A 12,203-nucleotide genomic window follows, 5' to 3' on the forward strand; every position below is an offset into this window, starting at 1 on the left:
TGCAGACATCGAGTGCCTCGTCGGCTCTCCTCGAAGCAGCTTCCCAAGATTTCGAGCCTCTCTGCCGGGCCGCCCATCATGCTCACAATGGGATCGAAGCTCGACGCCGCGTAACCCCCGGCGGGCGGGCGGGCACATCCCGGTCTTGTGGATGCAGGGGCGGGTCACCCGCCCGCCGCTATCCCCACGGGCGGCACCGGAGGGTGTTGAGGCGCGCTCGTCGCCGTGTTAGGCAACGCCCGACGCGGGTGTAGCTCAATGGTAGAGCAGCAGCCTTCCAAGCTGAATACGAGGGTTCGATTCCCTTCACCCGCTCCAGCCCGCATCTGATTGATTCTTTTTAAATTTTTCCGCTTTAGGTGCACGGTTCGTTGATCCGTTGGATCGGCCGGGAACGCCCTCACGTCGCCGCCGACCGCCCTCGCACAGATAATCCCGCCGTCCCCGTTTTTGGAACTGTTCGCGCGCGCTTCGGTTGTGGGGGAACTACCCTACCAGCGGAGGCGACGATGGGCTTTTTCAGCAAGGATATTCAGACCATGGAGGACATGCTGCTGCATGGGCTCCGCGACATCTATTATGCCGAACAGCAGATCACCAAGGCGCTGCCGACCATGATCAAGCAGGCCACCAATCGGGACTTGGCGGCCGGGCTCAAGGCGCATCTCGAAGAGACCGAAAAGCAGATCGAGCGGCTCGATCAGGTGTTCAAAAAGCTCGGCGAGAAGCCGTCCGGCATCGACTGCCCGGCAATCGACGGGCTGATCAAGGAAGCCAACGAAACCGCCAGCGAGATCGCCGACAAGACGGTGCTCGACGCCGCGATCGTCGCCAACGCGCAGGCGGTCGAGCACTACGAGATCGCCCGCTACGGCACGCTGATCGCGTGGGCCGAGGAACTGGGCCACGACGACATCGTCCGCTTCCTCACCACAAACCTGAACGAAGAGAAGGCGGCCAACACGAAGCTCAACACCGTGGCGCTCCGGAAGGGCGTCAATCGCAAGGCCGCAAGCTAAAGGATAACTGCCATGAAACGTACCATGATCGCGCTGGGCTGCTGCCTGCTGATGGCATCGCCCGTTCTGGCCCAGTCGGTCGGCGAAAAGACCGGCGTTAATTCCGTACTCGGCGTCGCGCCGACCACCGCGGACTTCATCAAGCAGGCGGCGATCAGCGACATGTTCGAGATCCAGTCGAGCAAGCTCGCCGAGCAGAAGGGCGACGCCGCCACCAAGACCTTCGCCAAGCAGATGGTGGCGGACCACACCAAGACGAGCACTGAGCTGAAGTCGCTGATCTCGTCGGGCAAGGTGAAGGCCGAAGTGCCGACCCAGCTCGACGACGCGCATCGCAGCAAGCTCGACAAGCTGACCAATGCGAGCGGCGCCGACTTCAGCGAAACCTATGTGGAGCAGCAGGTTTCCGCCCATAAGGACGCGGTGTCGCTGTTCGATCGCTATTCCCGCGGCGGCGAAAATGCCGAGCTGAAGAACTGGGCCGGCCAGACCCTGCCTGCGTTGAAGCACCATCTCGAGATGGCGCAGAACCTCGACAAGCAGCGCTCGAACACGACTTCGCAGTCCAACAAGTCGAGCAAGTAAAGCCTCGTCCCGCCCAGCCTCCTCCCGCCAGCCTCGGCCCGGACGCACCCGCGTCCGGGCCTTTCTTTTGGGCACCGCGCTCGCTGCACCGAAACGGGCAGGAACCGAATGCAAAATGCGGCATTATCGCGTCAGCAGGTGGGGGATTTCGTCAATGATACCAAACCGATCGAGTTCAATCGGGGTTGGGCCTCTGGCCGAGCTTCGCAATTGCGCCTGCGCGCCAACCCGGAAGGACCCGTGATGACCGATACCGATACGCTCGACCCGCCGCCGTCGACCACCGCAGCGCCGCCTCAGGCCGAACCCAAGCCGAAGCCGGAGCCCGGCTATCACGTCGTGACGGACAACAGCACGGTGCGCGAGGGCCTGCCCTTCCCGCTCGGTGCCTGCTGGGACGGCGAAGGCACCAACTTCGCGCTGTTCTCCGCCAACGCCACCAAGGTCGAGGTGTGCCTGTTCGACGGTGACACCGAACGCCGCATCGAGCTGCCCGAATATACCGACGAAGTCTTCCACGGCTACATCCCGGATGTTGGCCCCGGCACCTTCTACGGCTATCGCGTGCACGGCCCCTACGAGCCCGAGAACGGCCACCGCTTCAACCCGAACAAGCTGTTGCTCGATCCCTACGCGCGCGCCCATGCGGGCGAGCTGAAATGGGACCCAGCGGTGTTTGGGTACCAGATGGAAAGCGGCGACGACACCACCTTCGACGAGCGCGACAGCGCCCGCTTCGTGCCGAAATGCGTCGTAGTCGATCCGGACTTCGACTGGCGCGGTGAGCCCGGCCGCAAATTTGTGCCGTGGGATCAGACCGTTGTTTACGAGACTCACGTCAAGGGCTTCACCAAGCTGCACCCGGGCGTGCCGGAGAATCTGCGCGGGACCTATGCGGGTTTCGGCTCACAGGCCGTGGTCGACTACATTGCGTCGCTCGGCATCACGGCGGTCGAACTGCTGCCGATCCATACCTTCGTCAACGACAGCTACCTGCTCGAGAAGGACCTGGTCAATTACTGGGGCTACAACACCATCGGCTTCTTCGCGCCGGATCCGCGCTACGCGGCCGACGTGCCCAACTCGCTGCGCGAATTCAAGGAGATGGTGTCGAAGCTGCACGATTCCGGCCTCGCTGTGATCCTCGACGTGGTCTACAACCACACCGCCGAGGGTAACGAGCTCGGCCCGACGCTGTCGTTCAAGGGCATCGACAACGCCAGCTACTATCGCCTGCTGCCGGATCAGAAGCGCTACTACATTAACGACACCGGCACCGGCAACACCGTCAACCTGTCGCATCCGCGCGTGATCCAGATGGTCACGGACAGCCTGCGCTACTGGGCCGGCGAGATGCATATCGACGGCTTCCGCTTCGATCTCGGCACTATTCTGGCACGTGAGACCCATGGCTTCGACGAGCAGAGCGGGTTCCTTAAGGCGGTCATGCAGGACCCGCTACTCAGTCAGGTGAAGCTGATCGCCGAGCCGTGGGATTGCGGCCCGGGCGGCTATCAGGTCGGCGGCTTCCCGCCCGGCTGGGCGGAATGGAACGACAAGTTCCGTGACACCGTGCGCGACTATTGGCGCAGCGAGGCCTCGGCTGCCGCATTGGCGCCACGGCTCGCCGGCTCCGGCGACGTGTTCAATCGCCAGGGTCGCCGCGCGTGGACCAGCGTCAACTTCATCACCGCGCATGACGGCTTCACCCTCAACGACTGGGCGAGCTACAACGAGAAGCACAACCTCGCCAACGGCGAAGACGGCAAGGACGGTCACTCCGACAACCGCTCCTGGAACTGCGGCGCCGAGGGTCCGACCGACGACGAGGAGATCCGCACACTGCGCGAGCGCCAAAAGCGCAACATGCTGGCCACCCTGCTGCTGGCACAAGGCACGCCCATGCTGTTGGCGGGCGACGAATTCGGCCGTACGCAGCAGGGCAACAACAACGCGTATTGCCAGGACAACGAGATCTCCTGGGTGCATTGGGACCACGACGACGCCGCGAAGGATCTGCTCGCCTTCAGCCGGCGGCTTATGGAGCTGCGCCGCGACTATCCGATGCTGCGGCGGAGCCGGTTCCTGACCGGTCAGCATGACGAGAAACTGGACGTCCGCGACGTCACGTGGATCAACGCCAATGGCGGCCCGATGCAGCAGGAGCATTGGGACGACGGCAACGTCAAATGCTTCGGCATGCTACTGGACGGCCGCGCCCAGAAAACCGGCATCCGGCGCAAGGGCGAGGATCAGACGGTGCTTCTGATCACCAACAGCTTCGACGGCTTGGTCGAGTTCACGCTGCCGGAAGTTCCTCACGGCTCGAAATGGTCGCTGCTGATCGACACCAACACTGCCGACGGAAAGCCGGGAGAAATCTTCGACTGCGGCAGCGTCTACCAGGTGACGGCGCGTTCCGTGCTGTTGTTCGAACTCCTCGATTAGTTCTGCACTGCCGCAAATTTGCGCAGGCGTTCAGCCGGTTATTGCGGAACCGACTGAACGCCGCGTCATTGAAGCTCGACAAATTCAATGACGGTCAAATTGGAGATTGCGGGTGAAAATTCGAGCGGGCTACAACATCATCTTCCAATGCTTCCAGGACACTCCGATGAACCTGCTGCTCAGCGTTCGTCCGGAGCGGATGCAGGATGTCATCGGCGAGCATCGGATCAAGTTCTCACCGGACGTTCCGGCGCGTGACTTCATCGACATGTTCGGCAATACCTGCACGCGGATCGTCGCGCCGGCCGGGCAGATCGAGATCAGCAACAATTTCCTGATCGCGGACTCCGGCCTGCCCGACGAAGCGGCTCCTGGTGCCCGGCAGTTGCCCGTGGCGGAGCTGCCGGACGACGTGCTCGTCTATCTTCTCGGCAGCCGCTATTGCGACACCGACAAACTGTCCAACCTCGCCTGGTCGATGTTCGGCGGCATCACGTCGGGCTGGGAGCGCGTGCAGGCGATCGTCGACTACACCCACAATCAAATCGAATTCGGCTATCACTACGCCCGCAACGATCGCACCGCGGCCGAAGGTCATGCGGAGCGGATCGGCGTGTGTCGTGACTTCGCGCATCTGGCGGTGACGCTGTGTCGCTGCATGAACATTCCGGCGCGCTACTGCACCGGCTACCTTGGCGACATCGGCGTACCGATCGATCCGGCGCCGATGGATTTCTCGGCGTGGTTCGAGGTCTATCTCGACGGCCGCTGGTACACGTTCGACGCACGCCACAACCATCCGCGGATCGGTCGCATCGTCATGGCTCGCGGCCGCGACGCCGCCGACGTGGCCATCTCGACCTCGTTCGGCACCGCGCAGCTGGTGAAGTTCGAAGTGACGACCTACGAGGTCACCGAGCAGTCGGAGGAACAGTTGCAGCCCCCTTTGCAGAAGGTGGCTTGAAACTCTGATGCTACTGACCGCTAGGGCTTGGGTGGTCGCGGCCCTCCTTGATTATGAGCTGAAGTAACGCTGCCTCTCCCCGTCATGCCCGGCCTCGTGCCGGGCATCCACGCCTTTCGGACCGAAATGCAGCAAAGGCGTGGATGGCCGGGACAAGCCCGGCCATGACGAACTGATGGGTCTCTATCGAAACAAACGCCGCGCCTATTGCACCCGCATCGCGAGCGCAGCGAAGCAATCTAGACCCAGTGCACGGGGCTTCTGGATTGCTTCGTCGCTTCGCTCCTCGCAATGACGGAGAGGCTCGGCGTCTGTCACGGACGGAGAAGCCGAGTTTGCGGTGGGTGACGGCAGCTTTAATTCGTCACCACGCCCAGCGCCGTCTCCGAGCTGTCGCTGCCCGGCACGGTAATCCGGACTTCGTGGCCGAACTTGATGGCGTTGGTGGCGGCCAGCACGGCGGCTTCGAAGGCCGCTTCCTTACTGGCGTAGTCGCCGACCGGGTCGTTGTCGTGGCGCACGCCCCAGCTGTCGTCGGTGCCCACGATATCGTAATAGGCCTTGCCCATCTGCGCCTCCGTTTTCACCGTTAATGAAGGCCGCGGGCGATGGTTCCTGTCGGCGCTCGGCCGCGGGACTTGCCGGCGGCTGCACCGTCCATCCATTCCGGCCCCAGCGCTACGCCGCCCGTACGGTGCCGAGGAATTTCTCGACCTCCAGCTTCAGGCGGCCGCTGTCGCCGGACAGCGACTTCGCCGCGTGCAACACCTGCGACGACGCCGCACCGGTCTCGGTGGCGCCGCGCTGCACGTCGGTGATGTTCGCCGATACCTGCTGGGTGCCTTGCGCGGCATGCTGCACGTTGCGGGAAATCTCCTGCGTGGCGGCGCCCTGCTCTTCCACCGCGGCTGCGATGGTCGAGGAGATCTCCGACATCCGGCCGATGGTCTCGCCGATCTGCCTGATCGCCACCACCGACTGATCGGTCGCGCTCTGAATGCCGCCGATCTGCTGGCTGATCTCGCCGGTCGCCTTGGCGGTCTGCTCCGCCAGGCCCTTGACCTCCGCGGCGACCACCGCGAAGCCGCGGCCGGCCTCGCCGGCGCGGGCCGCCTCGATCGTGGCGTTGAGCGCCAGCAGGTTGGTCTGGCCGGCGATGGTGTTGATCAGTTCGACGACGTCGCCGATCCGCGCCGCGGCCTGGGCGAGGTCTTCGACGCGATCATTGGTGCGGCGGGCCTGCTCGACGGCCTCATGGGCGATGCGCGCGGACTCCTGCACCTGCCTGCTGATCTCGTTGACCGACGAACTCATCTCCTCGGTCGCGGATGCCACCGACTGAACATTAGTGGAGGCTTCTTCGGACGCCGACGCCACGACGGTGGCGAGCGACTGGGAGCGTTCGGCCGTCGAGGTCAGCGAAGTGGCGGAGGCCTCGAGTTCTTCCGACGCCGACGACACGGTGTCGACGATCTCGCCGATCGCACTCTCGAAATCGGCGGCGATGCGCAGCATGTCCTGCTTGCGCCGCGCTGCGAGCTCGCGATCGCGCACGATGTTCGCCTCGGCCTCCTCGCGCGCCTTGCGCTCGGCGTTGCGCTGGATGATGCCGACGGTCTTGCCGATGTCGCCGATTTCGTCGCCGCGCTCGGCACCGACGATCTCGACGTCGAGCTTGCCATCGGCGATCTGCCCGAGCGCGCCGTTCAGCCGGGTCAGCGGACGCGCCACGCCGAGGAACGAGAACAGCGCGGAGCCGATCAGCACCAGGATGATAGTCGCGCCAAACGCCAGCGCCATCCTGCCGGACCAGGCGATTTCCGCAGCAGCCTTGGCCTTGGCTTGCTGGGCGGACTGCTGCGCCTTCTCGACAGCGCCGCGCAACAGCGTCGCGGCTTTGTTGGCGATCGGGATCGTCTGATCGCGGCTGATGCTGTTCTTCAGCGCATCGGCGGCGAACGCGTCCGAGGTCGTCGTCAGATAGCTCTTCAGCACGCCTTCGAGGTCACGAACGGCAGTCCGGCTTCTCCCGTCCGGCGCCTGCTCGCCGGCCCGGCGCAAGCCGTCGGTGACAGCGGCAACCTTGCGCTCGACCTTGGCTTTCTGGTCCTTGTCCTCGACGACGAAATACTGCCAGCCGATGGCGCGGACGCCGTCGAAATCGCCGTCCGCCTCCCGCAGCGGAGCCAGCGCCGCCTGACCGCCGAGTACGCCCTCCAGCGCAGCGACCTTGGCGTCCCAATCGGCCGCGATGCCGATGCGCTTGGCGTTGAGGTCGAGAACCCTGAGCTGCTGCTCGGCCTGCTGCTCGGCGCCGACCGCGTAGTCGGTCGTCATCTTCTTGATCTCGATGAACTTGTCTCTGTCGGCCCCGGTCGCGGTCGCAATCGCCGTGTCCAGCAGCCTGGCCTGTGCCAGGCGGGCGACGTTGAACTCGCTGCGGCGTTGCTCGAACTCCTTGAGCGACCGCGCCAGCCGCACGCCACGCACCGCGAGCTGCATGTTACGCATCTCGGATTCGGCGATCAGCGCGCTCTCGGAAACCACCGCCTCGCGATCCGCCACGCCCGTCGCCTCGTTGACCCGAGTTTCGGTCATGAATTGATTGGTGACCATGCCGGCGGCCAGCAAGATGCCGATCAGGCCGGCTAGCCCGAGCTTATTCCCAATGCGGTTCAGTTTCGACACAGCGAGGCTCCTGTTCTGCCTCGTGTGTAGCCGTGAGGATCCTCAGAGCCGGTTAATACCAGGCTACGTAGTAATACCGGGCGACCAAAGGCTCGGGCTGTCGCACGGTTATCTGCGCTGCAGACGGGAGATATCCGTGACCTGAACCGTCACGGTCCGGGCCCGGCCATCGCGCATCACCTGGAGCTTGACCTCATTGCCGATGCCGACGTTCTCCAGCGTCGCCGCGAGGTCCGACATGCTGTGCACCTCCTGACCATTGGCGCCGATGATGACGTCCTCGACCGCCCCGGTCTCGCTGGCGCCGACCAGACCGGCGCGGGCCGCCGGCGAGTCCGGCAGGGTCCGGACCACCACGACGCCATCGATACCGAGCCGGGCTGCCTCGGTCTCGTCGGCCGCGATGACGCCGATCCCTGGCACCGGCACCGTTCCGGTGCGGATCAATGCAGTCACGACGCGGTTGACGGAGTCGACCGGAATGGCGAAGCCGATGCCGGCCGAGGCGCCGGAGCCGGAGATGATCGCGGTGTTCAGGCCAATCAGCCGGCCGGCGCTGTCGAGCAGCGGTCCGCCGGAATTGCCCGGGTTGATCGCCGCGTCGGTCTGGATCACGCCGCTGACCTCATGCGCCGCCGCGGTCGGCAGCCGCCGCTGCAGCGCGCTGACGATGCCGGTGGTCAGCGTCTGCTCCAGCCCATAGGGGTTGCCGATCGCAAACGCGGCCTGCCCGACCTGCAGGTCCGACGACGAGCCGATCGCGATCGGACGCAGCGCGGTGCGTGGCCGCTCGAGCTGCAGCACGGCAAGATCGTAGTTCGGTGCGGTACCGACCACGCGCGCGGTAACGAACTCGCCCGACGACAGCCGCGCTCCGAGTGCGCTGGCGCCCTGGATGACGTGATTATTGGTGATGACGTGGCCGGCCGCGTCCCAGATCACGCCGGAGCCGGACTGCACGCCGCCCTGCGGATCCTGCTGCTCGAACGACGGCGACGGCCGCCGCCGCGACTGGGCATAGACGTGGACCACCGACGGCGACACCCGCTTGAACAGCTCGATCGTCGAGGTTTCCGCCGGCGCCAGTTCGCCGCGAGCCGTGACCGTCCGCGGCTCGGATACCGAGAACCACAGCGACGCCAGATAAGGCTGCGCCACCCAGGCCGTCGCCAGCAGCAGCAGCCAGATCACCGCGATCCGCAGCAACAGATCGGTGCGGCGAGCGCGGCGCGCTTGCGGATCGGGTGAAGGCTGGCTGGGCGGAACGGAGGGCGACATCGGTCAGGCGATCCTTGCAACTTGGCGTCACGCCCAAAAAATGGCGAAGCCGGCCGCTTTTCACAACGGCTGCCGCGTTAATCCTGCGCAACATTGCTGCTCCCGCCCCCACCTCACGCAGGACCACAACATGAATTCGCAGCCATAAAGCGCCCGCACGACCGTCGCCGAGTGGCACCCGCACGCCGCTGGTTCTATATCCGGCACCAGCGCAGCAATCCGTCTGCCAAACAGGCTATCGATGTCAGATCCCTTCTCGACCATGATGCTGGTGATTTCGGTGTGGGCGTTGCCGCTGCTCATCGCCATCACCTTCCACGAAGCCGCGCATGCTTATGCGGCGCGGATGTGCGGCGACGACACCGCCTGGATGCTGGGCCGCGTCACGCTGAACCCGCTCAAGCATATCGATCCGTTCGGCACCGTGTTGCTGCCGCTGTTGCTGCTGGCGATGCAATCGCCGTTTCTGTTCGGCTACGCCAAGCCGGTGCCGGTGAATTTCCGCGGGCTGCGCAATCCGCGCCGCGACATGGTGCTGGTGGCGGCTGCGGGTCCTGCAATCAACATCGTGCTGGCGCTCGCCGCCGCCTTGGTGCTGAGGCTGTTCGGCGAAGTCTCCGGCGCGACCGGCGAATGGCTGGTTCGCAACCTCGCCAACGCGCTGCTGGTCAACGTCGTGCTGGCGATCTTCAACATGATCCCGATCCCGCCGCTCGATGGTGGCCGCATCGCCGTCGGCTTGCTGCCGCGCGTGCTGGGCCGGCCGCTGGCGCGGCTCGAACCCTACGGCATGCTGGTGCTGATCGGCTTGGTATTCCTGATGCCGCTCGCCGGCCTCGGCGGCGCGACCCAATGGATCGCGCAGTCGAGCCGCTACGTCGTCGAAGCCATTTTGCGGCTCACCGGGAACGCGTGAGCGCGCGAGGCTGCGGGAGTTACAGCAGCTTATCCGGTGTCAGCGGCAGATCGCGCAGCCGCTTGCCGGTGGCGTTGAACACTGCATTGGCGACAGCAGCCGCAACGCCGGTGATGCCGATCTCGCCGATGCCGCGCGCGCCCATCGGGGTTCGCGGATCCGGGATATCGGTCCACAGCACGTCGATGTCCGGCACGTCGAGATGCACCGGGACATGATAGGACGCCATCGAGGCGCTCATGATCCGCCCATTGCGTTCGTCAAGCAGCGTCTCTTCGGTCAGCGCCATGCCAAGCCCCATGATCATGCCGCCGCGAAACTGGCTGGCCGCGGTCTTGGGATTGAGGATGCGGCCGCAGTCGAAACTGCCGACGAGGCGATCGACCCGAACTTCACCCGTGACCTCGCTGACGCGCAGCTCGCAAAACACCGCCGACCGGCTGTGCATCGAGAACTTCAGCATTTCCAGCGGCGCGCCGCTTTCGCCGATCGCGCTGATATCGCTGCGTCCGGCGCGCTGCAGGATCGAGGCGAAGCTCTCGTGCCGTGATGGTTCGTCGATCTTGCGCAGGCCGGCATCGGCGTACTCGACCTCGCCGGCGCGTAGTCCGGCCAGCGGCGTATCGTTGCCGGCAAGCCGCAGCAATTCGCCCGCGAGCTTGACGCTGGCGGCGTTGATCGCAGCGCCGAGCGAGGCGGTCTGCGACGACCCGCCCGCCATGCTGGCGAACGGCAGGCTGGTATCACCGATCGTCACGATCACGCTGTCCAGCGGCAGCCCAAGACGGTCCGCTGCGTGCTGGCGCTGCACCGTCGTGGTGCCCATCCCCATCTCCTGGGCGGCGCTCGCCACGTTGGCGCGGCCGTCGCGATCGATGGTGATGCGGGCCGACATGCCCGGCATCCTGACATAGGGGAACGACCCGGTGGCGCAGCCCATCCCGACCAGCCATTCGCCGCGCTTGACGGATCGCGGCGTGGCGACGCGGCGCTGCCAGCCGAACCGCTCGGCGCCGAGTTGATAGGCCAGCATCAGGTCGCTCTGCGAATGCGGCGCGCCGCTCACCGGATCGCGATCGGCGACGTTGCGGCGGCGCAGTTCGATGGGATCCATCCCCATTTGATAGGCCAGTTCGTCAATCGCGCTTTCGATCGCGAAAGTCCCGACCGCCTCGCCGGGCGCCCGCATATAGGTGTTCGCCAGCACGTCGAGATCGACCGTGTGCTGGACGATGTCGAGGCTTTCGGCGGCATAGAGCGAGCGGCCCGACAGCGTGAAGGCTTCGTCGCAGGCGCTGTGCGGCTGCTTCACCGAGTAGCCGTGGTGCAACAGCGCCGTGAGCTTGCCGCCGGCGTCGGCGGCGAGCGCGACGCGCTGTTCGGTCGGCGAGCGGCCGCCGATCAGCCGATGCATCGCGGCGCGCGACAACGCGATGCGGACGGGACGGCCCGCCAGCCGGGCCGCGGCGGCACCAAGGATCTGGTGATCCCACAGCGCCTTGCCGCCAAAACCGCCGCCGACGAACGGCGAACTGACATGGACCTGGGAGTCCTTGATGCCAAACACCTTGGCGAGCGAGCCGGCGGTGCCGTACAGCATCTGGGTCGCGTCGTGCACGATCAGCCGGTCGCCGTCCCAGCGGATCGTTGCGGCGTTGGGTTCGATCGGATTGTGATTGTGCCACGGCGTGCGATAGACCGCGTCGACCTGATAGTCCGCGGTCTGCAGCGCGGCGAGCGCGTCGCCCCGCTTCAGCCGATTGCGTTCGATCATCAACGAATCCGGCGTCTGCGCGTCGGCCTTCGCCTGCTCGAACCGCGTCCGCGCTGCAGCCGCGTCATAGCGAACGACGACCAGTGTCGCCGCGTGGTCGGCCTCCTCCTGCGTCTCGGCCAGCACCACGGCGACGACCTGGCCGTTCCAGCGGATCTCGGGATCTTGCATGACCGGCAGAATGTTGTTGCCGGCGGCCTTGAGGTTGGTCAGGCCGACCGGCGGCACGACCGCGAGCTTCGGCGCGTTGCGGTGAGTCATCACCAGCGCGACGCCGGGCGCGGTTTCGGCGGCCGCGATATCGAGTTCGGCGATGCGGCCGCGGGCGATCGTCGAATGCACGCAGGCGGCATAAAGCAGCCCCGGCATCGGCACCTCGGCCGCAAACCGCGCCGCGCCCCGCACCTTTTCGGGACCATCGAGGCGCGACTGCTGAGTCCCCAGCGTCACCCGCCGATCGATCAGCGGATCCGGCGTGGCGCCGGGCAGCCAATTGGCGGGAACGTAGCCCATGGCGGCGCGAACCCCGCC

9 protein-coding genes and 1 tRNA gene are annotated in these 12,203 nt (G+C 65.5%); 6 read left to right on the plus strand and 4 right to left on the minus strand.

The window, feature by feature from the left end; all coding sequences use genetic code 11:
* The first annotated feature begins 244 nt into the window (after positions 1-244).
* The 5 genes from D4Q52_RS19385 (at position 245) to D4Q52_RS19405 (ending at position 5,016) form a co-directional block, all read left to right on the plus strand.
* Positions 245-318: transfer RNA gene (locus D4Q52_RS19385), tRNA-Gly, on the plus strand.
* A gap of 191 nt (positions 319-509) precedes the next feature.
* Entirely contained in the window at positions 510-1,019 is a 510-nt protein-coding gene (locus tag D4Q52_RS19390; RefSeq protein ID WP_119858217.1) for a ferritin-like domain-containing protein, read from the plus strand.
* Positions 1,020-1,031: 12 nt separating this feature from the next.
* A complete protein-coding gene (locus D4Q52_RS19395) occupies positions 1,032-1,604 on the plus strand; it encodes a DUF4142 domain-containing protein (protein WP_119858218.1) in 573 nt (190 codons plus the stop codon).
* Positions 1,605-1,847: 243 nt separating this feature from the next.
* Positions 1,848-4,052, plus strand: a complete 2,205-nt coding sequence (gene glgX, locus D4Q52_RS19400) for a glycogen debranching protein GlgX (RefSeq protein WP_119858219.1) — start codon at positions 1,848-1,850, stop codon at positions 4,050-4,052.
* Between the two features lie 112 nt (positions 4,053-4,164).
* Positions 4,165-5,016 (plus strand): transglutaminase-like domain-containing protein, encoded by an 852-nt coding sequence (locus D4Q52_RS19405; RefSeq protein ID WP_119858220.1) that lies wholly within the window; start codon positions 4,165-4,167, stop codon positions 5,014-5,016.
* A 356-nt stretch (positions 5,017-5,372) separates the two neighbouring features.
* Here the strand turns inward: D4Q52_RS19405 and D4Q52_RS19410 are convergent, their stop codons facing one another.
* From D4Q52_RS19410 to D4Q52_RS19420, 3 genes are all read right to left on the minus strand, one after another.
* Positions 5,373-5,585 carry a hypothetical protein gene (locus tag D4Q52_RS19410; protein WP_119858221.1) on the minus strand — a complete coding sequence of 71 codons (213 nt, stop codon included), beginning with the start codon at positions 5,583-5,585 and terminating at the stop codon, positions 5,373-5,375.
* Between the two features lie 109 nt (positions 5,586-5,694).
* On the minus strand, positions 5,695-7,704 hold the full coding sequence (locus D4Q52_RS19415) for a methyl-accepting chemotaxis protein (protein ID WP_182915368.1): 2,010 nt from the start codon (positions 7,702-7,704) through the stop codon (positions 5,695-5,697).
* 108 nt (positions 7,705-7,812) lie between these two features.
* A complete protein-coding gene (locus D4Q52_RS19420; protein ID WP_119858222.1) occupies positions 7,813-8,982 on the minus strand; it encodes a S1C family serine protease in 1,170 nt (389 codons plus the stop codon).
* A 241-nt stretch (positions 8,983-9,223) separates the two neighbouring features.
* On the opposite strand from D4Q52_RS19420, the gene D4Q52_RS19425 reads away from it, so the two are divergent.
* On the plus strand, positions 9,224-9,898 hold the full coding sequence (locus D4Q52_RS19425; RefSeq protein WP_119858223.1) for a site-2 protease family protein: 675 nt from the start codon (positions 9,224-9,226) through the stop codon (positions 9,896-9,898).
* 19 nt (positions 9,899-9,917) lie between these two features.
* Here the strand turns inward: D4Q52_RS19425 and D4Q52_RS19430 are convergent, their stop codons facing one another.
* Positions 9,918-12,185, minus strand: a complete 2,268-nt coding sequence (locus tag D4Q52_RS19430; RefSeq protein WP_210210155.1) for a xanthine dehydrogenase family protein molybdopterin-binding subunit — start codon at positions 12,183-12,185, stop codon at positions 9,918-9,920.
* Between the last annotated feature and the right edge of the window lie 18 nt (positions 12,186-12,203).

Origin of the sequence: Rhodopseudomonas palustris, from assembly GCF_003591005.1 — a bacterium.
Taxonomy (GTDB): Bacteria; Pseudomonadota; Alphaproteobacteria; order Rhizobiales; family Xanthobacteraceae; genus Rhodopseudomonas; species Rhodopseudomonas palustris_K.